Annotated in this window: 25 protein-coding genes and 1 tRNA gene; 6 read left to right on the forward strand and 20 right to left on the reverse strand. The window is 41.4% G+C overall.

Annotated elements, in window-relative coordinates:
• Positions 1–4 precede the first annotated feature (4 nt).
• A complete protein-coding gene (locus LEP1GSC203_RS11600; protein ID WP_002973986.1) occupies positions 5–2,356 on the forward strand; it encodes a YhjD/YihY/BrkB family envelope integrity protein in 2,352 nt (783 codons plus the stop codon).
• 71 nt (positions 2,357–2,427) lie between these two features.
• Here the strand turns inward: LEP1GSC203_RS11600 and LEP1GSC203_RS11605 are convergent, their stop codons facing one another.
• The 14 genes from LEP1GSC203_RS11605 to rimP form a co-directional block, all read right to left on the reverse strand.
• Complete coding sequence (locus LEP1GSC203_RS11605; RefSeq protein WP_002973720.1) at positions 2,428–2,910, reverse strand: rod-binding protein; 483 nt, start codon at positions 2,908–2,910, stop codon at positions 2,428–2,430.
• A gap of 35 nt (positions 2,911–2,945) precedes the next feature.
• Positions 2,946–4,121, reverse strand: coding sequence for a flagellar basal body P-ring protein FlgI (locus tag LEP1GSC203_RS11610; protein WP_002973860.1), 1,176 nt, complete (start codon positions 4,119–4,121; stop codon positions 2,946–2,948).
• A gap of 4 nt (positions 4,122–4,125) precedes the next feature.
• Positions 4,126–4,845 carry a flagellar basal body L-ring protein FlgH gene (locus LEP1GSC203_RS11615; protein WP_002974295.1) on the reverse strand — a complete coding sequence of 240 codons (720 nt, stop codon included), beginning with the start codon at positions 4,843–4,845 and terminating at the stop codon, positions 4,126–4,128.
• Positions 4,846–4,851: 6 nt separating this feature from the next.
• The gene (flgA, locus tag LEP1GSC203_RS11620) at positions 4,852–5,793 is read right to left on the reverse strand and encodes a flagellar basal body P-ring formation chaperone FlgA (protein WP_002974169.1); all 942 of its coding nucleotides are present in this window, start codon (positions 5,791–5,793) and stop codon (positions 4,852–4,854) included.
• A complete protein-coding gene (gene flgG / locus LEP1GSC203_RS11625) occupies positions 5,793–6,590 on the reverse strand; it encodes a flagellar basal-body rod protein FlgG (RefSeq protein ID WP_002974360.1) in 798 nt (265 codons plus the stop codon). The genes flgA and flgG overlap by 1 nt, the downstream gene beginning before the upstream one ends.
• A gap of 72 nt (positions 6,591–6,662) precedes the next feature.
• On the reverse strand, positions 6,663–7,106 hold the full coding sequence (gene dut, locus LEP1GSC203_RS11630) for a dUTP diphosphatase (protein WP_002974193.1): 444 nt from the start codon (positions 7,104–7,106) through the stop codon (positions 6,663–6,665).
• 75 nt (positions 7,107–7,181) lie between these two features.
• Positions 7,182–8,468: a M16 family metallopeptidase gene (locus LEP1GSC203_RS11635; protein WP_002973794.1), complete on the reverse strand. Its 1,287-nt coding sequence runs from the start codon at positions 8,466–8,468 to the stop codon at positions 7,182–7,184.
• 36 nt (positions 8,469–8,504) lie between these two features.
• Positions 8,505–10,595 (reverse strand): polyribonucleotide nucleotidyltransferase, encoded by a 2,091-nt coding sequence (gene pnp / locus LEP1GSC203_RS11640; protein WP_002973624.1) that lies wholly within the window; start codon positions 10,593–10,595, stop codon positions 8,505–8,507.
• A 5-nt stretch (positions 10,596–10,600) separates the two neighbouring features.
• The gene (gene rpsO / locus LEP1GSC203_RS11645) at positions 10,601–10,867 is read right to left on the reverse strand and encodes a 30S ribosomal protein S15 (RefSeq protein WP_002973902.1); all 267 of its coding nucleotides are present in this window, start codon (positions 10,865–10,867) and stop codon (positions 10,601–10,603) included.
• Positions 10,868–10,893: 26 nt separating this feature from the next.
• Positions 10,894–11,826, reverse strand: a complete 933-nt coding sequence (gene truB, locus LEP1GSC203_RS11650) for a tRNA pseudouridine(55) synthase TruB (protein WP_002973844.1) — start codon at positions 11,824–11,826, stop codon at positions 10,894–10,896.
• 37 nt (positions 11,827–11,863) lie between these two features.
• On the reverse strand, positions 11,864–12,337 hold the full coding sequence (gene rbfA, locus LEP1GSC203_RS11655; RefSeq protein WP_002974253.1) for a 30S ribosome-binding factor RbfA: 474 nt from the start codon (positions 12,335–12,337) through the stop codon (positions 11,864–11,866).
• 10 nt (positions 12,338–12,347) lie between these two features.
• Positions 12,348–15,092, reverse strand: a complete 2,745-nt coding sequence (gene infB, locus LEP1GSC203_RS11660; protein WP_002974147.1) for a translation initiation factor IF-2 — start codon at positions 15,090–15,092, stop codon at positions 12,348–12,350.
• 15 nt (positions 15,093–15,107) lie between these two features.
• Positions 15,108–16,505 (reverse strand): transcription termination factor NusA, encoded by a 1,398-nt coding sequence (gene nusA, locus LEP1GSC203_RS11665; protein WP_002974503.1) that lies wholly within the window; start codon positions 16,503–16,505, stop codon positions 15,108–15,110.
• A gap of 4 nt (positions 16,506–16,509) precedes the next feature.
• Positions 16,510–16,998: a ribosome maturation factor RimP gene (rimP, locus tag LEP1GSC203_RS11670; RefSeq protein WP_232225873.1), complete on the reverse strand. Its 489-nt coding sequence runs from the start codon at positions 16,996–16,998 to the stop codon at positions 16,510–16,512.
• A gap of 132 nt (positions 16,999–17,130) precedes the next feature.
• Here rimP and LEP1GSC203_RS11675 point away from each other — a divergent pair, with 132 nt between their 5' ends.
• From LEP1GSC203_RS11675 to LEP1GSC203_RS11685, 3 genes are read left to right on the forward strand one after another with little or no spacing between them, the layout of a single operon-like run.
• Positions 17,131–18,237: an LIC_12708 family protein gene (locus tag LEP1GSC203_RS11675; protein ID WP_002974457.1), complete on the forward strand. Its 1,107-nt coding sequence runs from the start codon at positions 17,131–17,133 to the stop codon at positions 18,235–18,237.
• Positions 18,238–19,731: a bifunctional ADP-dependent NAD(P)H-hydrate dehydratase/NAD(P)H-hydrate epimerase gene (locus LEP1GSC203_RS11680; RefSeq protein WP_002973595.1), complete on the forward strand. Its 1,494-nt coding sequence runs from the start codon at positions 18,238–18,240 to the stop codon at positions 19,729–19,731.
• The gene (locus tag LEP1GSC203_RS11685; RefSeq protein WP_002973987.1) at positions 19,732–20,343 is read left to right on the forward strand and encodes a hypothetical protein; all 612 of its coding nucleotides are present in this window, start codon (positions 19,732–19,734) and stop codon (positions 20,341–20,343) included.
• A gap of 4 nt (positions 20,344–20,347) precedes the next feature.
• Here the strand turns inward: LEP1GSC203_RS11685 and LEP1GSC203_RS11690 are convergent, their stop codons facing one another.
• The 6 genes from LEP1GSC203_RS11690 to LEP1GSC203_RS11720 all read right to left on the reverse strand — a co-directional run bounded on the left by LEP1GSC203_RS11690 (position 20,348) and on the right by LEP1GSC203_RS11720 (position 24,452).
• Complete coding sequence (locus tag LEP1GSC203_RS11690) at positions 20,348–20,764, reverse strand: DUF1398 domain-containing protein (protein ID WP_002974308.1); 417 nt, start codon at positions 20,762–20,764, stop codon at positions 20,348–20,350.
• 10 nt (positions 20,765–20,774) lie between these two features.
• Positions 20,775–21,245: a MarR family winged helix-turn-helix transcriptional regulator gene (locus LEP1GSC203_RS11695; RefSeq protein ID WP_002973864.1), complete on the reverse strand. Its 471-nt coding sequence runs from the start codon at positions 21,243–21,245 to the stop codon at positions 20,775–20,777.
• Between the two features lie 636 nt (positions 21,246–21,881).
• Entirely contained in the window at positions 21,882–22,121 is a 240-nt protein-coding gene (locus LEP1GSC203_RS11700) for a hypothetical protein (protein ID WP_039937799.1), read from the reverse strand.
• A 422-nt stretch (positions 22,122–22,543) separates the two neighbouring features.
• Positions 22,544–23,284: a polyphosphate kinase 2 gene (locus LEP1GSC203_RS11710; RefSeq protein WP_002973565.1), complete on the reverse strand. Its 741-nt coding sequence runs from the start codon at positions 23,282–23,284 to the stop codon at positions 22,544–22,546.
• Positions 23,281–24,042 carry a polyphosphate kinase 2 family protein gene (locus tag LEP1GSC203_RS11715; RefSeq protein ID WP_002974058.1) on the reverse strand — a complete coding sequence of 254 codons (762 nt, stop codon included), beginning with the start codon at positions 24,040–24,042 and terminating at the stop codon, positions 23,281–23,283. The genes LEP1GSC203_RS11710 and LEP1GSC203_RS11715 overlap by 4 nt, the downstream gene beginning before the upstream one ends.
• A 53-nt stretch (positions 24,043–24,095) precedes the next feature.
• A complete protein-coding gene (locus LEP1GSC203_RS11720; protein WP_002973898.1) occupies positions 24,096–24,452 on the reverse strand; it encodes an HIT family protein in 357 nt (118 codons plus the stop codon).
• A 32-nt stretch (positions 24,453–24,484) separates the two neighbouring features.
• On the opposite strand from LEP1GSC203_RS11720, the gene LEP1GSC203_RS11725 reads away from it, so the two are divergent.
• Positions 24,485–25,327 carry a hypothetical protein gene (locus LEP1GSC203_RS11725; protein WP_039937802.1) on the forward strand — a complete coding sequence of 281 codons (843 nt, stop codon included), beginning with the start codon at positions 24,485–24,487 and terminating at the stop codon, positions 25,325–25,327.
• Positions 25,328–25,345: 18 nt separating this feature from the next.
• Positions 25,346–25,420 (forward strand) — tRNA-Arg (locus LEP1GSC203_RS11730).
• The last annotated feature ends 439 nt before the right edge of the window (positions 25,421–25,859 follow it).

Raw genomic sequence — 25,859 nt, forward strand, 5'->3', positions numbered from 1 at the left:
CCATATGAATGACACAACCAAACTTCCCTTACTTGTCCGGCTGACAGCAATTCCAGAGGAAAACGGATGGAAACGAAAACTCATTTTAAGTCTTCGGGTTTTATTAGTCGCCGTTCATAGGTTTATGAAAGATGATTGTCTTATCATAGGTTCCAGTTTGGCATATACAACCATTGTCACTCTCATCCCAACACTTACCGTTGCTCTCGCTTTAATCACTGTTGCTTCAGGAATCCAAGCAAGACAAGGAGAAATGGTGGATGAAATAAATTCCTACTTACTTCGTAACAATATCCAATTTGATATCACTCCTTACCTTGATACACTTACAGACATTATATCCACGGCTTCGCAAATTGGAGCAGTGGGTTTTGTGGTATTTATTTTCTCAGCTACTGCTGTCTTACGATCTCTCGAAAAAGCCTTCCATATCATTTGGAAAATTGACCTACATAGAAATTTTATTAATAAGTTTGTATTTTATTTCTTTCTTATCTCTTTTGGTCCGCTTCTTTTTGTTGTTGGAAAAAACATCACTGATAAAATTTCCGATTCTGTTCGCCCTCCTCACTTAAAGTCAATTGTTTCGACAAAACAAGGTGAGTTATGGGTTGCGGGTGAAAAGGGAAATATTGGAACTATCAAAGAACTTAACAAATCGATATCTTTTATTCCAAATTCAAGTATAGACTTTGAGAACATGCTTTGTATCGATTTTGAAACTGTTGAAACAGGTACATGCAAAAAACCAGATATCTCAAAAGAAAACTTTTTTCGAATTCGAAGTGTCGGCGATGATTTATTCACAATTTCAGAAGAAGGAACTTTTCTTTATTCGAATGATTTAGGCAGTACATGGAAACTCCATTCTCTAAAAGGAATCAATGTATCCGATTTTGGTGCGATCGATTATGATACTCTATTCATTCTCACAAAAGACACTCGCACACTTCGTTATGAAATTGGCAAAACACTAAAAGAAATCAAAAGGTTCACAGATCCTGCCATCACACCCATACGAGTTCGTTTCTTTTCTGATAAAGACGGTTTTATTTTAGACCGTGAAGGTAGACTTTGGAAAACCAGTGACGGAGGGATTACATTTTTTCCTCAAGAAATTTCACAAAAACCTCTGAATGATATTGCTTTTTTAAACCGAAACGTAGGTTTTCTTGTTGGTGATAGTGGTGCCATTTTTAAAACCACAGACGGAGGCTACACTTGGTCCGACTTAAGCCACAGAAAGTATTCTTATGAAAGAGTATGGGTGTTTACTTCGCCAAAAAAACAAGACTTCGATATCTTTATCCTTACCTCCCTGGGTGACATTCTCCTCTCTGAAGACGAAGGTGAAAACTGGTCTACAGCATACAAAGGTAAGGCGGGAATGATTCTCGACTTAATTTTAATTTCCAAAAAAACAAAAGCTCCTGAAGTCCTTACTGATGGAACTACCGCACCTATAGAAGAAACAATCGAAATAGAGAATCAAAACGAAGCGGAATCATTAAACGAAGGTATGCTTGGCCTTGTTGGCGTGGGAGAATTCAATAAAATCATTCGGGTTGAAGATGATTCCAAAGGTCAAACCATTTGGAAAAAGTACCAAGGGGGAAAACGTTTTTTTTCCCTGTATTCTATTTTCCAAATCCTCCTTCCACTCCTTGCCCTTTGGTTATTCTTTTTGCTGATATTCAATATCATCCCAAATACCAAAGTCCCGATTAAAGCCTCTTCCATTGGAGCTGCTGTCACTGGAATCATCCTCATTATTTTCTTTTGGGGATTTATTAATATTTATCTCACATCTTTTACCGAAAAAACAATGTTAGTTTACAAGGCCTTGGCTGCGATCCCAATTGCTTTACTTGCCATTTATTCTATCTCACTCATCATTTTGTATGGTGCTGAAGTGACGGCAACTTTACAATTCCCTGACCGTTATCTACTGCCGAAACACCCATTTGATGATATTGATAGTAATCTCTCTTATGAGTTTTACAAAACCATACAAGTTTTAGCACTTACTTACGACCACCAATCCAAAAAAGGTGAGCTAATCAAAAAATCAGTTTTAAGAAAGTCACTTCTCATACCAGAAAAAGATTTATCCGAAATTTTAGATAAACTTGCCGATGCTAAACTCATTGAAATCACAGAAGACAAACGAATTGCACCGGTAAAACTCAAAGAACAAATCGATTTAGTATCTTTATACGAGAATACATCTAGTTTTAAATTGGGAGCACCAAAGGAACTTGCCGGTGTTATCCCCAAGTTAAATGAAAGTTTAAGTTTGGTTGAGGATAAATTAAAAGAGGAACTAAAAAAGATTTCTTTTAAAGATTTAATTTAATTGGATATCGTAAGACTGGATTCCAAGGAAGAAAGAACATACGTTGATTCGTATGTTCCGAAACTTACGGATTAAAGATAAGGATTCTTTTTTACTGGCGGAAGAGACGCTGACATTTGTTTGTAGATCTCTTCTGCAAGTCCCATCGATTCATTTTGGGAAATATTTTTGGCATACTCATCGTAAAGCATGTCTTCAAAAATTTCTTCCGCATACCCTCCATCGATCATTTTCTCTTTGTGGATGGTGTTTTTCATTTCTTTAAGCATCATCTTCACAAAAACAGATTCAAATTCCACAGAGGCATCATAGAGTTTTTTTCGATAAGGATCTTCTTTAATTTCCTCTCGAATGTTTTGTGGCACACGAATCGAAGAAGAACTCACCTTACCCATAAGTTCTTCATGAGTTTCTAGTAAGTTTTGGAAGTCAGACTGACCTTGTTTTTTCGGTTTTTCTAGATCATTCGAATAGGATTTCATCCGATTTAAAATGGATTCGTCTTGAGAGCGACTGAGTCTTCCCGAATAGTCTTGGATTTTGTGAATGTCCATATTATGTCTTCTTATTCTATCGGCAATTTTCCAAATTACTGAATCACAAGTTCTGCTTTTAAAGCCCCTTGTTTTTTGAGTGCTTCCAGAATCGAGATGATATCCCGAGTGGAGGCACCCACTTTATTCAAAGCAGCCACAACATCCGAAACTTGTGTGGTCTCCTTTAAAACAAAAACCGATTCCCCTTTTCCCTCGTCTTGGATGGGAAAGAAATACCGCGCTTTGTCTCTGTTTGCAATTTGGATGGTGAGGCCTTGTTGGGAGATAGCTACTTCATCGATGGCAATATTGGCACCCATGACAATCGTTCCCGTTCGTTCGTTGATGACGACTCGAGCGACTGGGGATGAGTTTACCGTTAGGTTTTCTAATTTAGCAAGGAATGCCAAATCCAGTTTCGGTTCCCCCGCCGCCATTTCTCCTGCTGCATTCACACCAGAAGATTTTACTGGTAGAGGAACTAGAACCTCTGTCGGAGATACCACTTCGGGGACAATCGAAAGTTCATTTGTGATGGCTTCGACAATGGCTCCCATAGTGGTATAATCTTTTTCTAGTAAAGTCAGTTTTACTGATTTTGTAACAGGGGCATTCGGGATTGATTTTTCTAAAATGGCACCCATGGGAACCAGAGCCGTATTCGATCCCGATTTTTTATCGGCTCCCCCTCGTTTTTTTTCTTTTCCACCAAACACAAGTACGCCGGAGGCAACGGCTATGGTTTCTCCATTTCCTGCTTTCAAAGGAGATTGTAAAAGCACTCCTCCTTCCAAGGAACGAGCATCTCCGAGAGAAGAGACTAAAATATCAATTTTATCCCCTTCTTTTAGATTCACGGGAACATTTGCTGAGATCAGAACCGAAGCTGTGTTTTTCGCATCGCGTAAGTTCTTTTTGGTATTCACACCGAGTCCACTTAAGTAGTTTTGCAAAGCTTCTTCTGTGAGTGGATTTTTTGTATCCCCTGTTCCATTGAGACCTACCACAAGTCCAAAACCAGTCAGTTGGTTTTCACGAACTGCATCAATCCGGACAAGATCCTTTAGTCTTGTTTCCACAGCAAATAAAGGTAAGGATAAAAATCCAATGAATACAATGGATAATAGTGATCTTCCACCCAAAAGAAAAAGGGTTTGAGTATTGTTTAAAAAAATTTTTTTGGAAAGTTCCATCTTTGGATAAGTAAAATTCATTTCTTTTGAATTCATTGGATTACTCACTTTCCCCTAAGAGTCGTTTGATATTTTTTAAGATAATTTCTTGTTTTTCTGGTTCCGAAAGTTCCGCTTTTTCCGTAACAGTTCCATCTGGATTGGTAATTCGTTTCATTTGGATATTAGGATTTGTTAATTCTTTCGGATTTAAAGTCCCTTGGTATTCCACCCGAAGGTTTGCAATCAAATCACTTGAGATAAATCTGTTTTTGTCGAGGTCTTCTGGAGAAATAGTTCCCGACAAACGAAGGTTAATCCTTTCTTCGGAAAGATTGAATACCTTACTCCCCTCAAGCTCCAAATTTCCTGTTCCGGGATCAATTCCTGTCACAAGAACTGCCATCACACCCACCACTTTGCCTTGAGATTTTGATTTACCCACTTTGGAACGCATGTAGGTGGCATTAGAGTTATAAGTAGGAAGGTCAGGAACAAGCTTTTTATCAGGAACCGTTTTGATATCATTATCAAAGGTTGCTTTGTATTCCGATTCGTATTCCACACGAAGGCCGTTTTTTAAAACCACTTTCACTACGGTTCCCGGTTGGATGGTCTTAGGATAAGAATAAGGATCTTTGTCTTTCCATAAGGAATCACCCCAAAGAGATAGTCCAGCAAGGACTGTCAGTCCATAGACTGTCAAAATTCCAATAGATCCTAGTTCAAAAATAGAAATCAAAAACCGATTCATTAGGGAGGATTTTTCTTTGAAATTCATAATATTTTATATTTCTTCGAGAAGGCAAATCCCTTCATTTTGCACACGGGCTTTGATGATCTTTTGCGAAGTTAAGTTGAGAACAGAAATTTCATCACCACGATTTCCAGAAGCGAGGGCTCTCGTTTTGATTTTTAATAATAAATTTCCCGCAGTATAAACCAATTGGACTTCTTGTCCTCTTTCGATAGTATGAAGTGTCCTTACTTGTTTTCTTTCAATGGCTGAATCCCCAAGTAAAACACCAAGCGCCGTTTTTCCCACCGGACTTTCCTCTAAATATTCGCGGTTGTGGTCTGCTGTAAAAAATTCTTTTAAGGCCACGTCGGCTTCTGTCAAAACTGCTTTTGATGGGATCTCTCTTGTAGTGAAATAGGCTCTTTTCTTTTCTTCAATAAGAAAGGGAACGGATTCCGAATATACCATTTTTCCTTCAAAGTAATAGTCCAAAGGAAAAAGACGTTTTCCTGCATGGAGGGTGCGTCCAGTATTTCTCCAGACAAGTTTAGTTCCGGAGATTGTATGGAGAGATTCTTTTTCTGAACTCAAACGAACAGATTGCCCTTCTTCCCCAAGAGATACGTCTACACTCTCTTGTAACTCTTTCCATAAAGAGCGTTCTAATTCTTTTTTTCCCACTACACTTGTTTTTGGAAGTAGAATTCCTTCTTTTCCCATTACCTCGAAAGAAAGATCTTCCCCCGTTTCTTTTTTATAACGCGTGTTTAGCGACTCTTTTAGAGTATCTGGTTCTAAGACGAGAGGATATTGTAAATTTTGAAATAGGATCGGGTTCCAGTTTCCTTTCCAGTTAGTAAAATCAGACAAACGAATTTCACTATTACCCACTATGGTTTTGGGTTTTAAGTAAACTCGATTCTCTTTCTCTTTTGCCAGAATGGGCAAAGATAGAACTAAACTAAAAAGGATAAGGAACCAAAGTTTCATTAACGTTTCAAACCTATTGCCGTAGAAAGCATGTTATCTGAGGTTTGGATGGTTTTGGAATTGGATTCATAGGCTCTTTGTGCCACAATCATATTCACCATCTCTTCTACGATTTTTACGTTACTCATTTCCAAAAATCCTTGGAGGACACTTCCATATCCTTCTTGGGATGGCATCCCAGGAATTTCTGCACCAGAGGCCACTGTTTCTCGAAACAAGTTTTTACCCACAGCTTGGAGACCCGCAGGGTTCACAAAGCGGTAAAGTTCCAATTGACCAATGGTTGTGGGACGAATGTCATTCCCGATTTTTACAGTGACTTCCCCTTCTTCCGAAACCATCAGGGTATTGAGGATGGCGTTTTCAGGAAGGATGATGGGAGGTTCGAGTAGGTATCCATTCGAAGTCACTACTTGTTGGTTGGAGTCAATTTTAAAAGATCCGTCCCTCGAATAAGAAAAAGTTCCATCAGGCATTTGGATTTTAAAAAATGCCATTTCCCCTGTCAGGGCAAGGTCTAGTTTGTTTCCCGTAGCTTGGAAGGAACCAATTTCGAATAACTTCTGTGTGGCGGCAACTTTCACCCCATGCCCCACATTCACACCAGTTGGGATTTCGGAAACAGAGGTGGCTGGAGTTCCCGCAAGCACTTGGTGTTGGTAAACTAAATCTTCAAAGTCCACACGGTTCTTTTTGAAACCAGTTGTGTTTACGTTGGCCAAGTTGTTAGCAACGGTATCAATATGAAATTGTTGGGCAATCATCCCGGTAGCGCCGGTCCATAGGGATCGCATCATAAAAAGGCACCTCTACAGCTTTCTATCGGTAGAGATGAAAAAAAGCTAAGTGTCTTTTTTCCGGTTTATGTCTTATTTTCCTGTACTTCCAAACCCACCCGTTCCCCTCTCTGTAGCAGAAAGTTCTGTCACCACCTGAAGGGTTAGCTTGTCCACTGCCTGAAATACAATTTGGGCCACCCGGGTACCCGGTTCGAGGACAAAGTCCGCCCCACTCAAATTCAATAGAGGGATGAGAATTTCTCCCCGGTAATCCGAATCAATCGTTCCTGGGCTATTTGGCATAAGGATGCGGTTCTTAGTAGAAAATCCACTCCTTGGCCGGATCTGTCCCTCAAAGCCATCGGGGATGGCCATGGCAAGGCCCGTGGGAACATAAACTACTTCGCCTTGGGGAATGGTTATGTTTTCCGTGAGGCAAGCAGAAAGATCCATACCGGCAGAACCAGAGGTTTTGTATTCAGGAACAACGGCACCGGCTTTTAAAATCTGGAGGGACACAATGGGAGGTTTCATCTGGATCCTTAACTTAGTATCTGTTTTGTATTTATTAGAGTTTGTTTGAATTGGTACAATTGTTTTTTTTTCGAATCATCCACCAAATTGAACGGGGATTTTTGCGAATTGAGATTCTGTCATATCACCCACACAAGACAAATGTACTTTCTTTAGATCAAACAATTGTTTTGCGGTTTCATTGATTTCCTCTAAGGTAACCGACTTGATGGACTTCATTCTGTCTTCCAAAGAAAAATATTTTCCATAATAGATTTCTTGAAGGCCAATATTATTCATTCGGTTTTCGGGAAGTTCATAACCAATCGCAATGGAACCCATTTGGTTGGATTTTGCATCGGCAAGTTCCGATTTAGAAAATCCAAATTTGGTGATACTTTCCAACTCTTTTAATATGAGCTCCACACAACGGGCAGCCTTTTCTTTCGAAGTCGCAGAAGAAATAGAAAAAAGACCAGTCGTTTTGTAATAGGAAGGAAAACTATAAATACTATAACATAATCCTTCTTTTTCTCGGATGTTTTGGAAAAGTCGAGAAGCCATTCCTCCACCAAGGATGGTTGAAATCAATTGGGTGACAGTGACAGTTCGGTAATCTCTTTTGTTCCCATTTACACCAAGCATAATATGAAACTGCTCAATTTTACGACGTTCCAAATGCTTCGAATAACTTTTTTTAGGTGCAGGAATGATAAGTTCTGTCGGATTTTTACCCTTTGGATTCTCAAAGGAAAAGTATTTGTTTGTGAGATCTAAAATTTTTTCCCATGTAAAATTTCCAGAAACAGAGATGACCATATTTTTCGGGAAATAGTGTTTTTCAAAAAAACTGCGGATGGATTTTTCACTCACACCTGTGACAGATTTTTTAGTTCCAATGATATCACGGCCGTAAGGTGACTTACCAAAGATATTGCGAAAGTAATAATCATAAACAAAATCATCCGGAGCATCTTCATAGGAACGCATCTCTTCCATAATGACACCCTTTTCTGTGCGAATGTCTTCATCACGAAAAAGTGGTCGAAATAACATATCGGAAAGAATATCAAAAGCAAGCTCGGCTTGGTCTTTGATAGCAACAACGTAATATTGTGTGTATTCACGACCCGTTGAGCCGTTTAAAATTCCGCCCACTCGTTCTATGGATTCAGCTATTTCTTTACTAGTTCTATGTTCCGTATCTTTAAAGAGCATATGCTCTAAAAAATGGAAGTATCCGTGTTCTGAACTCGTTTCGGCAAGACTGCCTTGTTTCAAAAAAACACCCACCCCCATGGAGGATGCGTGTTTCATAGGTTGGAAGAGAACCGTTAACCCATTAGGTAAAACGGCTCGTTTGCATTCGATAACGGATGCCATTTGTTTACTCCCCCCAAACAATTGTTTGGGGACTGTTTAGTTGTCTAGAAGAACATCCTTTCTGGAAAGGTCGATTTTTCCCATTTTATCAACGGAAATCACCTTCACTTGGATTTTGTCTCCTTCGGAAACAATGTCACGAACCGATTGTACTCGTTTCACATCTAGTTTGGAGATATGACAGAGACCTTCTTTTCCTGGCAAAATTTCGACAAAAGCACCAAAATCAGCAATTCGTTTGATGACACCATCATAGATTTTGCCTACTTCGATTTCTTCAAAGATTCCGTCGATCATGGCAATGGCTTTTTCTTTTGCTTCTTCACTTGGAGAAGCAATCGTTACCTTTCCTGTGTCATCCACAGATATCTCCGATCCAGATTGTTCGATGATCGCACGGATCATTTTACCACCAGGACCAATGAGTTCGCCAATGCGATCTTTTGGAATTTGTTTGAGAGTGATACGAGGAGCATTTAAACTCAAATTGCCTTTCACAGAAGAAATCGCTTTGTTCATTTCCCCAAGGATATGGTCACGACCCACTTCTGCTTGTTCAATGGCTTTCTGTAAAACTTCGAGACCTAGTCCATTGACTTTTAAGTCCATTTGGAAAGCAGTGATTCCTTTTTTGGTTCCTGCAAGTTTGAAGTCCATATCGCCGAAGTGGTCTTCAATTCCAGCAATGTCAGAAAGGACGGCAAACCGGCCTTTTTCATCACTAAAAAGACCCATAGCAATTCCAGACACAGGACCCGAAATGGGAACACCCCCAGCCATAAGGGCCAAGGTTCCCGAACAAACGGAAGCCATAGAAGAAGAACCATTGGATTCTAAAATTTCAGAAACAATACGAATCACATAAGGAAAATCCGTTTGAGTCGGGAGCACTTTTTTGATCGCACGTTCCGCCAAGTTTCCGTGACCAATTTCACGTCGGCCAGGACCTGAGTTTCGACGCACTTCTCCAACAGAAAATGCTGGGAAATTGTAGTGCAACATAAAGTTCTTTTCTTTCGAACCTTCCAAAGTTTCGTACCTTTGGTTGTCAGAAGTAGTTCCTAGAGTCACAACACCAAGCGATTGGGTTTGTCCACGGGTGAATACTGCTGATCCATGAGGTCCAGGAAGAACGTCAATTTCACAAGAAATTTGGCGAATTTCGTTGGTTTTACGACCGTCAAAACGAATTCCATCGTTTAGCACGAGTTCGCGGACCACTTCGTATTCTAATTCATGTAGAAAATGTTTGATATCTTTTGATTTGTCTTCTGGTGCAAGTAACGTTTTAAAATGTTCTACTGTTTCTTTATTGATGGCTTTGATGTCATCATTACGTTTTGCTTTGTCAGAGTTTTTGTTTGCAGCCGCCAAACGGTCGTATGCGAACTCACGAATTTTTTTATGAAGTTCTTTGTCTGGAGTTTTTAGAACGACTTCTTTTTTCACCGTTCCATTTTTCGTAGCCAAAGTCTCTTGCATTTCGACAGCAATTTTTAGCTGTTCTTGTGCAAAACGGAGAGCAGACATCATATCTTCTTTTGAGATTTCGCTTGCTTCCCCTTCGATCATCACAATGGCTTCTTTGGTTCCGGCAACTACCAAATCCAAATCAGATCTTGTGATTTCTTCGTTTGTGGGGTTTAGAATAAATTCACCAGCGATCCTTCCGATACGAGCACCAGCAATAGGGCCTGCAAAAGGAATGGAAGAAACGGAAAGTGCCGCCGAAGCTGCGTTAATCGCATGTCCTTGGACAGAAACTTGTTTGTCTGCGGATAATACTTGTACGAGAAGTTGTACTTCAGAGAAGTATCCTTCTGGAAACATAGGACGAATGGGACGATCTAAGATACGGGAAAGTAATACTTCGTGTTCTGCGGGTTTTGCTTCACGTTTGAAGTATCCACCAGGAAAACGACCTACCGAGTAGGCTTTCTCAGTGTATTCGCAAGTAAGTGGGAAAAAATCTTGTCCTTCTTTTGGTTCTTCTGCCGCACAAACTGTGGCAAGGAGAACTAAATTTCCGGTTTTGTATACAACCGACCCGTGAGCTTGTTTCGCCCACTTGCCGGTCTCAATGGTGATAGAGTCTCTACCCCAAGTACCAGTCAACTCTGTAGCCATAGGATTTATTTCCTAAGGCCGAGTTTTTCAATCAGCTTTTTATAACTTTCTAGGTTGGAACGTTTTAGGTATTCCAACAAACTCTTTCTCTGGTTCACCATAGCGATTAATCCGCGGCGAGAGTGAAAGTCCTTCTTGTTCGCTTTGAAGTGTTCAGTAAGGTCTTTGATACGAGAGTCGAGAAGAGCGATTTGTACTTCTGCAGAACCTGAGTCGTTTGGTTTGCTACCGAAAGTAGCAATGATCTGCTGTTTTTGTTCTTTTGTGATCATAACAGTGTCCAGATTTTAAGAAGGACTCATTTAGAAAACATAATTTTTAAGGAAGGGTCAAAAAATACTTTTCTGTAACGGTAGGGAATGTGGTCCGGTTTCCCATCGTAAGTACACCAGGCAAGGATTGTAGATTCATCTGAGTCTACAATATAAAACCCATTTTCATCGGCCTTTGGGAGTTTGTCCCAAATGTACCCCCCGTGGACCACGGCCTTTTTTTCTGCCTCATCGGCAATCCGCACGGGAAGTGGGAACACTTCCTTCCAGGTTCGTAAGTCCAGGTAGGTAATTTCTTCTAAGGGTTTTACCCCGTCCAAGTGGAATTCTCCAATGGATTCTCGTACCAATCGTCCAAGAGAAAGCGGGATTCCCCACTGGTCTGACAAATCCAAAACAATTTTACGGATGTATGTTCCGGAGCTCACATGGATTCGAAAGGAAAAACCAGAACTTGTTTTTTGGATGTCGGCCACTTTGTAGATAGAAATGGATCTTTCCTTTTCTTCCACAAGGGCCCCTTCCCGCACTAGATCCGATTGGCGTTTTCCTCCCACTTTGAGGGCAGATATTTTCGGGGCTTTTTGGATCTTTAGCTTCGTGAGTTCTGAAAGTTCCCGTTCCAATCGTTCCGTGGGAAATGTGGATTCCCAAACGGATTGGATAGTTTCCCTTTCCTCCACTTCCACAACTCCTTCGGGATCCCCGGAATCGGTTCGCAGCCCCACAACCACTTCCGCATAATAGGTTTTGTCTTTTCCAAGAAATACTTGGGAGAAGGCAGTATAGTCGCCGCAAGGTAAAATCAGTAGTCCTTCGGCAAACCGGTCGAGAGTTCCGGTGTGGCCGACAGACTTTTGTTTTAACAAACGTTTGGTTTTGAGAACCAAATCGGAACTCGTAATGCCCGGAGGTTTGTAGACAAATAAGAATCCGGATTGGTAAGGTTTATGAGCCATAAAATCTCTGACTTAAGGAAAGTAATAAGAAAGAATACTAAGTTGTTTTTGAATCTGAATTTGTTTTTGAATCATCTTCTGATTCGTTAACATTTTCATCCTCTGTTTCTTCTTCAGTATCCTCATCTTCTTCGTTTTCAGACGGATGGAGTTCTTCAAACAAAGTTTTAGGAGCGGATTCATCGATCAGGCGATTCACTTCCAAACTTTTGATGTAGTTATTGTCCCAGACAAAACTAAACTTGGGATTGGTATGAAGGTGGAGGTTCTTTCCGACAAGGGAAGAGAGAAAACCCGCACAAGAGACAAGTCCTTGTGTGAGTTTTTTTCTTTCGTTGTTATTACAAAGAGCAGTGAAGTAAACCTTTGCATACTTGAGATCTTCACTGATCTCAATTCGATGAAAACTTGGCAAAAAGACCCGAGGGTCCTTTACCTTGCCTTCTAAAATTGCGGTGGAGATGAGGCGAATGATCTCCGATTCGAGTTTTTTCATTCGAATAGGATTCATTTAAGCCGCCTTACAGTTTACGAGCAATCTCTCGGATCTCGTAAGCTTCGATCTCATCACCCACAACAAAGTCATTGAATCCATCAAGTAAGATCCCGCACTCAAACCCGGTCAGAACATCTGCCACATCGTCTTTCATACGTTTGAGGTTTTTGATCTTACCTTCCCAAGTGATTTCCCCTGTTTCGCTCGAGATCACTCGAACGTGCGCCTGTTTGGTGACCTTACCGGATTTCACCATACAACCTGCAATGTTACCCACTTTGGAAATTTTGAATACGTCTCGGATTTCTACCTTTCCGATTACGTTTTCTACTTTTTCTGGTTCAAGCATTCCTTCCATGGATGCTTTTACTTCGTTTACTACATCGTAAATGATACTGTAGTATTTGATTTCTACTTTTTCTTTTTCAGCGAGTGAAACTGTTTTTGGATTCGCACGAGTATGGAAACCAATTACAATCGCATTGGATGCTGATGCCAAGATGATATCAGAATCAACGATCGCACCCGTTCCAGCATGAATTACGTTCAAACGAACATCTGCCGTAGATAGTTTTTCTAGGGCTTCTTTCACCGCTTCCGTAGATCCGCGAACGTCCGCTTTGATGATGACTTTGAGTTCTTTCAGAGCACCTTGTTTGATGATCTCGCTCATGTTGTCGAGAGTGACACGAGTGGCCGCATTTTTCGATTGGCCTAGTCTTTCATACTCTTGACGGCTATGAGAAATGGTGCGTGCTTCTTTGTCATCGATCACCACATCAAACGGAGCTCCTGCATCAGGAACTCCATCGAGTCCCGTTACGAGAGCTGGAAAGGAAGGACCTGCTTCTTTGATCGAACGACCAAGATCGTCATACATCGCTCGCACACGACCTGCGTGTACTCCGGCAACAAAGGCATCACCCACACGGAGTGTTCCGTTTTGGATAAGAACCGTTGCCACAGCACCACGACCTGGATCGAGTTTTGCTTCGACGATGGTTCCTTTTGCTTTTCGTTTTGGATTGGATTTGTGATCGAGAAGTTCTGCTTGGATGAGTAGCATCTCGAGAAGTTTATCAATTCCAATATTATTTTTAGCGGAGATATCACAGAAGATGGTAGTTCCACCCCATTCCTCTGGTTGTAATCCGTAGTTGGATAGTTCTTGTCTCACCTTCTCTGGGTTAGCGGCTGGCAAATCAATTTTGTTTACCGCCACAATGATTGGCACTTCTGCTTCTTTGGCGTGGTTGATCGCTTCAATGGTTTGAGGCATTACCCCGTCATCGGCAGCAACCACAAGTACAACAATGTCAGTCACCGAGGCACCACGTGCTCTCATGGAAGTAAAGGCTTCGTGACCAGGAGTATCAAGGAAAGCTACCCTTCCACGGTTGGTTTCTACTTGGTAGGCACCAATGTGCTGAGTGATTCCACCTGACTCTCCTTCCGCCACTCGAGACGAACGAATGGTATCCAAAAGTTTCGTTTTACCATGGTCTACGTGACCCATGATAGTCACTACTGGAGGACGAGTGATATAATCTTCTGGTGCATCCTTTTCTTCTTCAATGACGGTTTCGTCATAAAGGGAAACAATCTTCACCTTACAACCGTAATCGTCTGCAAGGATAGATGCCGTTTCTGCATCGATCACATTATTGATGGTTACCATCATCCCCATTTTCATGAGTTTACTGATGACTTCCCCTGGTTTTAAATTCAGTTTTTTAGCGATCTCTCCCACTTGGATGTTTTCCAAAATGGAGATTTCTTTTGGGACAGCGGCAAGAGCTGCAGCCTGAGCCTTTTGTTTGCGGAAAGATTGTTTGAAAAACTTAGTATTCTCGTTTTCTTCTCTTCCGCCTTTTTCTTTATCAAAGACTCTCTTTTTCGCACCACCAGGGCCGCCTGCACCAGGCGGTCCACCGGGAGCTCCGAAAGGAGAATCTCCAGGAGGTCTTCCCGTACCTGGTCCACCTTGACCAATGGGTCTTGCCCCACGATTTCCTTGGTATCCACCAGGACCACCTTGTCCAGGTCCACGATTTCCTTGGTATCCACCAGGACCACCTTGTCCGGGTCCACGATTTCCTTGGTATCCACCAGGACCACCTTGTCCAGGTCCACGATTTCCTTGGTATCCACCAGGGCCACCTTGTCCGGGTCCACGATTTCCTTGGTATCCACCAGGGCCACCTTGTCCAGGTCCGCGATTTCCTTGGTATCCGCCACCCTGTCCTGGGCCACGGTTTCCTTGGTATCCAGTTCCTTGCCCTTCCGGTCTTGGGGGACGAGGAGTGGTAGGCCTAGACACAATCGGGTTACGATCTTCTTTTCTAAAATAACCTTGGTTTCCTCCTCCTTGGCCTTGGCCAGGACCACCGCCTTGGCGGTAGTTAGGAGAAGAAGTATCACCGGAGAGGATGGATTCCGGTTTGCGGTCCATAGGAGGTCTTTCTCTTTCAGGTTGTGGTTCCGGTTTTCTTTCCGGACGAGACACAATTGGTGATGCTTGGGAAGGAGCTTGTGGACCGGAACCGAGTCCCTGTCTTTTGGCTTCCTCACGAATGAGTTCATTTAAATCCTTTTTCTTGTCCGAAGCTGAGGAAGAGGTTTTCACCGCTTCTGCCGCTTGTGGGCTAGAACTGGATTCTTTTTTCTCATCTGCAGGCGCCGCTTTTTTCTTGATGACAAGCTTTTTCTTGGTTTTGTCACCACTGGCTCCCTGCTGGAGGGTTTCTTTAATCGATTTTTGCTCTTCCATATTATGCCTTAAAACTTAACCCTCTTCTACCCATTCGATAGATTCACGAAGCAGACGTAATATTTGTTCTGCAGTCGTTTTCCCGATTCCGGAAATTTTCGAAAGTTCCTCTTGGCTGAACTCGAGAAGGGTTTCCACGTTTTTGATCCCGCCGGCTTCGAGAAGACCAACGATCCTTGGGGTAAGACCAGGAACTTCAGAAAGCGGAGTGAATCCAGAATCTTCTTCTTCCTCGTCCCCACCCTCATTATATTGGTCATCCGATTCTTCCATTGCTTCTTGTTGGGCATTGAAGAGTCGATCCAGTTTTTCACGAGCTTCCGGCGAAGCCAGTTCCTGGTTGTATTGGGATACAGTTTTGATGTCGATTTTGAAACCGGAAAGTTGGGATACCAATTTTACGTTGGATCCGTTGATTCCGATGGCAAGAGAAAGAGATTCGTCAGGAACGATGACTAGAGCATCTCCTCTCTTTCTGTCCACATGCACTTCCACTGGTTTGGCAGGAGAAATGGCATTGGCGATAAAAATACTTGGTTCGTCAGAATGAAGGACGATGTCGATTCTTTCATTTCCAAGTTCTCTTACGATGGCTTGGATCCGAACTCCCTTCATACCCACACAAGCTCCCACAGGATCTACATCCGATTTACTTGTGGTAACGACCACCTTAGTTCTGTAAGATGGAATGCGCGCTACGTCGCGAATTTCCACAATGCCATCATAAACTTCGGGAATTTCCATCTCGAAGAGTTTTTTCACAAAGTCACCCGATGCACGAGAGAGTGTGATGACAGGCATTGGTTCGCGAGGTCTTAATTCCACACGAGAGATGATTGCTTTGAGACGATCCCCTTGGCGGTATTTTTCTCCAGGGTTTTGGTCCTTTTTCAACATGATCCCTTCCACCTTACCCAGGTCGATGGACATGATGTCTTTTTTCCAACGTTGGAAATACCCGTGAGTCAGTTCCCCTTCTTTGGATTTATACTCTTGGTAGAGTAATTCCTTTTCCATATCGCGCAAACGTTGGAAGACCATTTGTTTGGCTTGGCTAGAAAGGACCCGAGAAAGGTCTTGTGGTTTTTCAAACACTCGCATCTGGGTTCCTACTTGTGCAGCAGGATCCAATTTGCTTGCTTCTTCGAGAGAGATCTCTAGAGGGTTTGTTGTTTTATCTTCTACCACGTCACGAAGGACAGAGATGATGATTTCGTTTTTGTTGTCGGAACCGAAGTCTACTTGGCAACGGTCATCTGTCTCTGCTTCCAAACCGACTTTTTTGCGATAGGCGGCGAGAAGTGAGTCTCGGATGACACCGAGTACGAGTTCTCTATCAAGAGATTTGTCCTGACAGAATTGTTGGATGGCTTCGAATAGCCCAGTTTCTTTCGTTGCTTGTTTTGTCGCCATAGTCTTAAATTTCTAAATACAAATTTCCCTTTCGTATTTCTGCGATGGGCATAGATACCGATTTTTGGTTCTTTTTGTGTCGAGTTTTACGATCGTAAAGCGTAAGCTCAACTGAATCCCCCGAAACCGGTCCCAAACGATACAATCGTTTGTCCCATTTTCCTGCTTCCAGCGGTACTTCTAGTTTGACTAAAAGTCCTTGGAAACGACTTAAATCCTCCGGCAGACGCAAAACACGTTCTGCTCCCGCGGAGGAGACTTGGAGAGTGAAATCAAATTCCTCTCCCCATAAATCCAGCTCCTCTTTGAGTCTCCTAGAAACATTTTCACAGTCTTCCAAACTAGCGGAGCCAGTTTTGTCTGTGAGATGATCAAGTTCAATCTCAATGAGGGCGTGGTTTTTCCGATTCTGTACTTGGAGCGAAAAAAGCGCTAGAGGTGGAGCGAGAACGCGTAAAATAAGTTCTCTGATGTTTTCCTCGGTATATACCAAACCATTTCCAAAAGATTCCAAAAGGAATCTGTATAAGAGACCCAGCTCATGCTAAAATTTAACATGTCTACTGTCAAGCTAGGAAAAGCGAGTTGTCCTGTAAATAAAAAATTAGGGAATGGATGTTGCACCATGCGAACCCTTTATCTTTTCCTCACCCTACTTCTTTCCCTTTCCTGCCTTCGTTTCCGAGTGGAGAATCTGAAAGAAGAAATCCTCTTTCGCATACCCTTAGGACAAACCAACGAAACCTTTGAAGGTGTGGTGGTGAACCAAGTACTCACCAATGTCCCACTGACCATTCCCAACTCTTCCAATATTAGCGCGATGGCGGACAATAAACAAGCCGTAATCAAACTTTTTGACAGAAATGGAAGGCTAGATGCCACTCTCGGCAACCCCGATTTCAAATCTATCTCCGGAATTCCCCACTACCCGTTTCGCTTTGGGGGGATTGGGATTGTTGCTATGAACGAGGATGGTGACCTCATTGTTCAAAATCGAATTTCGACAAAGGGAATGGAACTTCCCCCCGGCCAAGAAAACTTATACAAAACCTATAGTGGTGCTTTTTCCACCCAAGGGGCAACAGTTCTCCCCTCTTTTCTTGTTCAAATCTCCCAAAAAGGAGTCGTGAAATTTATGTTAGGGGCATCGGGAAAAAATTCCGAACCCTTTCGTTACATTGAATTCATCCTTCCTGGAGAAGGCGAAAAGTTATTTGTCTACCACCGAATTGCAGAAGAAATGCGCCTTTCTTATTTTGAAGAAGGAGAACTTAAAGGGAATTTGAAAGAGTCAGGGCTCGATGTATTTGCTAGTAATGACGCCAAAGAATACGATATCACTCTGGATAAACTCCTTCCTCATCCAGAAGGAGAGTATGTACTCGGGTCTTTTAGTTACTATTCGAAAAAGGACAAACGTTTTAAATTCCGTAGGATCTTTCGTTTTGTTTTTAATTCTAAACAATCTGAGTTTTTAAAAGAAATCCAGGATCCATCGGAGATATTATTTTCCATTCGTAACAACGGAGAGTTTTATATTTGGGAAACGGAAGACGGTGGTAACTCCGCAAGACTGCAAGTCCATGACAAAGAAGGAAACCATATCAATAACAAAAGGATTCCTTTTTCTAGTCCCAGAGGACAATGGAGAGAAACTTATACGGATGCCTTTGATAATATTTATTCCGTTCGGATTCGTGCAGGTGCCCTCGAAGTGTATCGTTGGATCTAAATGAAATACAAACCCTTATTCACAAACAAAGAATCTAAAGCATTAGATTCTCTCACAATAAAGGAATTAGGGTTTCAGGAACAAACCTTAATGGGAATGGCTGCCCTTTCTGTTTTCCATGCTAATGAAGACTTATGGAAAACAGCGGAATCCATCTGGATACTTTCTGGAAGTGGCGGCAATGGGGGGGATGGGTATGCCCTTGCCCATACACTCTTCCAAGAAGGATATAACGTTCGGTGTTTTTCTACCTCACCAAACAAAAACGAGGCGGGAAAGTTCTACGAATCCTTAGTTTCAAAAACTCTTGGTACCATTGGAACAATGGAAGACTTTTATAAGGAATGGGAAGAAGCGGAGGAAGACTCAGTTCTTCTTGTAGACGCCCTCCTTGGAACAGGATTTCAAGATTCTCTTTCGAAAGAACTAAAGGAACTGATTGATACAGTAAACGACTCGGATGTATTTTTTTACCGGTTGTCGCTCGATACGGCAAGTGGTTGGAATCCTTATTTACTCGGGGAAAAAACTCAAGAGAGCCAAAGTTTTGTTTTTGCCGATTCTATCGAAGAATTAGGGACAAGGAAATGGGAAAACATAGGATTTATTTATGAAAAAGATTCTATCATCCCTAGATATTATGAATCCATTGGATTTCCTGTTCACTCCCACCTAAACAATGCTACATTCTCCAATCGTTATTATTTAGAACCAGATCCCGAATCGGCCATCTCTATCATCAAAAGAAAAAACAAAGACCATAAATACAGTGCGGGTTCTGCCCTATTTTATGGAGGTTCCGACGGAATGGAAGGAGCCATTTTACTTTCCGAACAAGCATTCGCAAGGCTCGGTGGAGGGATTAGTAAAATCTTTTCTCCCTCAATGAATATCGCCTCACTTGTGTTCAAAGAAGACCTTTCTAAAATGGTAAAAACAAGTTCCCTTGCGGAAACCTTAAACGATCCTTTTTTAAAGAAAACGAAAACCCTAGTTTTGGGCCCAGGCCTCACACAATACCCCAATGATCTAAGCGGATGGGAAGTTCCTGAAGGTCTACGTTTGGTTTTGGATGCTGGGGCGATCCCAACAAAAGGCATCCCACTCCCGAAGGGAAACGAAATCCTCCTCACGCCACATGTGGGAGAGCTAAATCGAATGACAGGAATTCCCCACCACTCAGTCCAGGCCGCCTATGATACACTAATCAAATATTGCCCACAAAACAATGTGTATGTGCTATTAAAATCTTTTGTGAGCCTTCTTGTTTGTCCCAATGGTTTTTCTTATGTTTGGGAATCACCCAATCCGAAACTGGCCACTATGGGAACGGGGGATTTACTTTCGGGAATCCTTGCACGGTATCTTAGTTTGGACTTATCGATCGAAGAGGCAGTGCCTTTGGCTCTAAGTTTACTTGACCATTCCAAACAAGTGGAAGAACCCTACCCGTCCGCCCATCAAATCTTAAAATCTCTTGTGGAGTTAGTTTAAATGGGAAAAGGATACCACTCTCGTTCTCCGGAAGAATTTCGCGAATACCTAAAACAGATTGGGGACAAAAACAAAAAAACTAGATGGAGACAAATTGTTCTCCTCATTGATTTGGTTCTAGTGGTACTCATTTTCTATATTGGGTTTCGCGCTTTAAATCCTGGAAGTTTTCAAAATCGCACGCAGTCCGACAAACAGATTGTAGATGGTTACCCAACTTATTTAAGTTTATCGAGAGAGGAAGATGACCAGTTCCAAGGTTATTTTTTATTTATAGAAAATAATACAAAGTCAGAAATCCAAGTTCCAAACCCTCATTGGAAATCGGAGTTTCGAATCCAAACGAGACTTGGGATTTTATGTTTTAAAGAAGACATCCAATGGGAGAACAGAACCATTCCCGCGCAAGCAAATGGTTTTCTTTACTATTCCGTTTCCAAAAACAAATGGAAGGAATTAGTCGCAGATTGCCGCAAAGAAATATTTGATGAAGAAGCCTCCATCTTCCGGTCGAAGTTTCGCTCTTTGGATTTAGGATTTTACGCTCAGGTTCTCATCCATTCCGAAGAGAGAACCTTCACCTTCCAAATCAAACAAAAGCCATACAAATAGGCGGTTATTTTAACGTAACCGCTGGATATTCTTCTAAATAACTTTCGCCGTTAACACCGTAATAAACAACCTTTCTGCCTGTGAAATCAACGTCATAACCGATGACTCCCGCTTCCCAAGCTGCTTTCAGAAATTCCTGGAATGTACTTCGGCCTTCTTGGTCGGTTCGAAGAGCAGTGATGAGTGCGTCCCTATCAAAGTTCGCTATCTCAAAAACGCCTGTGACGAGAGGGGTTCCTTGTTGTACGACAGAACCATCTTTCATATGGTAGACCGCTTGGCAGGCAGGCAGTGACCAGCGGTTACTATGTACGCCTGCACTACGAAGGACTTCCGCAAGCACGGGAAAACCTCCTACTTTCGGTCGGATGGACATCGCAAATTTTTGCGCATCTGTAAGTTGGTTTGTTAAACTTGTCATTGTTTTCTCCTTATTCGATTGGGTTGGTATTGAGTTTATGTTGTTCTGCTAGTTTCACGAGTGTCTTCATAAGAAGATCTCTCTCGGATGAAGAAAGCAGGGAAAAAAAGACAGCGTCATTTTCATCGGCAATAAGAGAAAGCTTTGGAACTAACCTAATTGCTTTTGCAGTGAGTCGAATGTCTTGGTAACGGCGATCCTCGGTTGCTTCTGTCCGAGTCACGAGACCTTTGTGTAAAAGTCGATCAATGAGTTTGGACACGGCTCCACGAGTGAGGCCTGTGATTTCTGATACAGTGCTTGGCGAAGTATTTTCTTTTTTGGAATACATCTCCCGAAGGATGACCCACTCAGCAACGGTAACGTCAAGAGTAGCCAGTTTCTTAGCAAACGAATGAGACACCGCATTAGAAACAATGCGCAAACGATATCCAATATGAGATTTTAAGTGGCTTGGTTCGAGAACTTCCTTTTTTGCCATAATTAATATTAGTTTCCTAGGAAACTATTGTCAAGGAAATTAAACCGAAAAATATATTCTTTTTTTTGTAACCATAGGCAAAAGTTTTGACGAAACCGGTTTTCTTTTTTTTCATTACCTAGTTATAATGTGCAATAATCGTTTAGAGAAAGCTTTAAGAAAGCAAGAAAATCACACTGATAAAAGTGGATCACAGCAGAGGAAGATGTACCAACGCCAAATGAAAGTTAGACAAACTAAGAATTCTGAAAATAATTATTAAAAGCTTCCTATATCTTTGCGTTTCTATTAAGAAATTGATTTCATAAAAAATAAAATTAGATAAGTCTAATTTTTTTTGAATTTCATTGGTAGATCAATCAATACAACTAAATCATATCAATGAAAATGCCATTACAACAAGCAACTGAATTTTGTATCAGGAATACAAATGGATTATTTCACGCAAACTGCACAGTTTTGGGAATTGTCAGCATATTGTGACATATATAACTCTCCTTGTGCACCATAATTAGATCTAGATATCCTTGAGTAAAAACTTGTTTGTAGAGAAGTCAAACCACTGATAGTAGTTGCCGAACAAATTAAATTTGCCAAACTTACCGACGGTGCCGTAGGCGATGGTGCTGATCGAATCTATGGCATTTGCATATAGCCAACGTAAGCGGTCGTCCATCCACTAGCACATGTTGTTGATCCCCAAGCTATATAGCTAGCTCCGATGGGAACATCTCCCCCGGCACCAGTTCCCATAAATGAAGAGAGTCCTAAAACTGCCATTAATCCATTCTTCGCAGAGTCATTATTTGATTGGAACAATCCACATTGGAATAATGCGGAAATCATTACAAACAAGGCTAGTAATCTAATTTTCATTGGCACGGCTTGTAGACAAAACAAAAAAACAATCGCCAAACGGTAGTGATGTTTTAATTTTAAACTGATATCGGGACTTACCCAGATTTGAGAAGATTAAGTAATCAAAGTGGGGGACCTGAATCAATGAATAGATTCAATCAAGGTTTTAAAAAATTCTAATATGAAACTCAGATTACTGTTTTTACTGATCCTATATGTATTTTCTTCGTTTTGCGGAAGAAAAACAGACCAAATAGATCCAGAGAAACGAAAGCAATTTTGTTATTTGCTGGCTATCGATAGGGAACTAAATCCACAAAATCTTGATCTTCCAGGTTCTTTAAAACAAATTTCTACCGCTGAATATTTAGCATTGTGTCATTATACTTATAAGAAATGAATTGATACCCATTCAAATTTTCAATATCGTTAACCTCTTATCATTCCAATTCTTTTTGCAAACGTTCCACGGTTGTTTCTAAAATCATAGTCCTTGCAAAGTATTTGTCATTGGCAGGAACCAAAAACCAAGGAGCTTTGGGGGCATCTGTTTTTTGGAACATTTGGTTTGCTGCTTCTTCATACAGAGACCATTTGTCTCTGTTACGCCAATCTTCTTCTGTGAGTTTCCAACGTTTGAGTGGATCGTTCTTTCTTGTTTCGAACCTTAACAATTGTTCCTCGGCACTAATATGAAGCCAAAACTTAATGACGATGGTTCCAAAACTCAACAGTTGTTCTTCGAATAATAAAATTTCTTCGTAAGCTCTTGACCATTCTGGTTCAGAGGCAAACCCTTCTACTCGTTCGACAAGGACTCGACCATAGTAAGAACGATCCAAAATTCCAATATGTCCTTTTTTGGGAATGCGGTTCCAAAACCTCCATAGGTAGTGGTGTTGGATTTCTTCCGCATTGGGGGCAGAGATATTATGAACTTCAAAAAGTCTAGGGTCGATTTCTTGAGTCAGCCGGCGAATGGCACCACCCTTCCCCGCAGCATCCCAACCTTCAAAAACAAATAATATGGGTCTTTCTTTCTCCTTTGCTATAAAAGTGAGTTCCCTAATTTGATTTTTTAATTCCTTCATCTTCACCTGGTATTCGTCAGGTGATAGAATTTTGGTTTGGTCTAACTGGTTTAAATGTAAAACCCTGTTTTGTAAATGGTTCCAATTCATGGGATAAGCTCCATTCCGTGATTGATCGACTGGAGTGCGTTTTGTGAGTCGTATTTAAGGATTCTTTCTAATCGTTCAATAATGGCTTCGAATACCAATAGTTTGGTGTCTTCCTTTTTATCACTGGTGATGATTTGCCAAGGAGAGTCAATGGTTCGAGAAGCACTTAAGATAGAATCAAATATTTCAAAGTAACGTTTGTAATGTTCTCCCTGGTCTTTGTCAAATGCTGAAAGTTCCCATTCTTTTTTCTTTTTTTTAGAATCTTCTAATCGTTTCTTTTGATCTTTTTTGGAAATATGCAAAAAGAATTTATGAACAATGATTTTATCTTTGGAAAGGATTCTTTCTGTATTCAAAATCGATAGAAGTCTATGGTCATATTCAGATAAGTTGATTTTTTTTTCGGAACGAAGATAAGCAAGTCGACTGTAGTAAGTATTAAGGTAAAACAAAAACTCACCATAACGAGGAACCACACGCCAAAAATTCCAAAGGAAGGGATATCCTCTATCTTCTGATTGGTGGACATAGGGAGAATACACTTTAAACTTACGCGGATCCAATCGAATGGTCAAGGATTGTAAAATAGATCCCTTTCCTGTGGAAGAAAAACCCTCTATGAGAAAGATATGAGCAATCTTTTGTTTGAACGATTCTCTCTGCAAAAGAAAGAATCGTTCCTGCAAATCGTTTAAGTCACTCGTCGCATGTTTGGGGACTTGGTTGATTGGATGTCTGTCTAAAACCACAACCAAAGATTGTAAGTAAGATTTAGAAAAATCCTATTCTTTTTTTCCAATTCCTCTGTTTACATGGGTTTTGGAAAACCAGGGCCTGTGGCTTTTGCAATATGATCTAGCCCCTTCTCTTGGTTTTCATAACGCGGAATCAAATGAACATGCAAATGAGGAACTTTTTCTGCAATCGCAACAATGTACATTTTTTCTGGATTGTATTCTTTTAAAATTTCCGTGGCTTTATGGAAAGCACGTCCATAATTTTCAAACTCACCGATACCTAACCCAAACCAAGACTCCCGATGTTTGCGGTGTTCCATATAAAGGTAACCTTCCAGGTTTTGGCCTGCTTTTCGGAGGATCCAGTCCTCGTTTTGGTAGAGGAATTGCGATTCATTTTTATGGGCTTCACAGATGGGACAGTTCATCATTCTTCCCATTTTGGCCGATATAGAAAGAGATGAGAATCTATTTTTTAATCTTCTTATTCTTATCTTTGATAGGTCCAGAACGAAGTTTTGCACAAACCTCAACAGAATCTTTGGATCCAATGACTGAATTTATTTATTCGCTTTCGGAAGTAGTTTTCTCCAATCCATTTCGCAAAGAAGAAACAGAGATTCGAAAAAGAATCCAAGAAACCAATAGTTCGGAAATTAGAGACCTTCGCATCCAACTAAAAAACATTCTCCGTTCCCAATCGATCTCCACAAACGATACCAAATCTAAGAATCAAAAACTCACTGCCTTAACGCAAGTGCTCGAAGAACTACCAAGCCTTGGTGGGTTTTTATGGAAAGAAGATACAGGAACTGTCTACCAATGGGGTGACTGGTCTGATTTTTATGAAGACGGGTTTAGCATAGAAAAATTGAGACTCGAGGGCCAAATCCCTTCTTTCCCTTATGAACGAGGAACAGTCTATTTTTATATAAAGAACCCACCAGGTTCCTTCCCTGCTGAGTTCAGTTTTCTTGGTTGGGAGTCACATTTTTATGCCTTTGGGGACGAAGGGTCTTTACGTTACACAAACGACTTTCATTTGGATCCCTCGGAGAGACTCGGTGATTTTCGCAAAGCCTTCGATTCCATTCGGAAAAAATTCCCAGGTTCCCATATCCTCACGGCCAATGACTTAACCATCTTTATTGTTCCAGGAGAACCAAAACCGATTTATTATGTTTTCCTATTCCTTCGTTTTTTTCTTATTGGTTGGACCCTCCTCCTCGCCCTCTACATCATACGTATGAGTCTCTCTACTCCAAAAAATCATTTGCCCGAAGAAAGCCCCCGCCTATCCTGACATTACATCCATGACCATGCCCTGGTAGTTCAACGGATAGAACATCGGTCTTCGGAACCGACAGTGGGGGTTCGATTCCCTCCTGGGGCACCAGTTTAGCAATCACAACAGAATCCATCTAACATAGCAAAGCTGGGATCGAACAGTTTTGTGAGCAGAAATGAGAACGACCCATAGGGAGTGAGCATTTCTGTCCCGTAGCCATGATGGCGAAGGGAGAACAAAACCGTGCCTCGGAGCGCAGGCAACACAGGATGTGTTGACAGCGGAGAGGGCGATTCCCGGCCTTTAGGCACCAGTTTAGCAATCACAACAGAATCCATCTAACATAGCAAAGCTGGGATCGAACAGTTTTGTGAGCCAAATCGTTGCGTCCCTGTGAAGCACCGGAACCTACAGGGGGAGGTGTTGAAGCGATTGATCAACTAATAAAAGATATATTGAATGGAGCAATCAACAGACCAAACATGAACTATCAATCATTACTATAATAAGTGGGGAAAGTTACAAATTTTAGCATAACAAATCAAAC

It is taken from the genome of Leptospira terpstrae serovar Hualin str. LT 11-33 = ATCC 700639 (assembly GCF_000332495.1).
Taxonomy (GTDB): Bacteria; Spirochaetota; Leptospiria; order Leptospirales; family Leptospiraceae; genus Leptospira_A; species Leptospira_A terpstrae.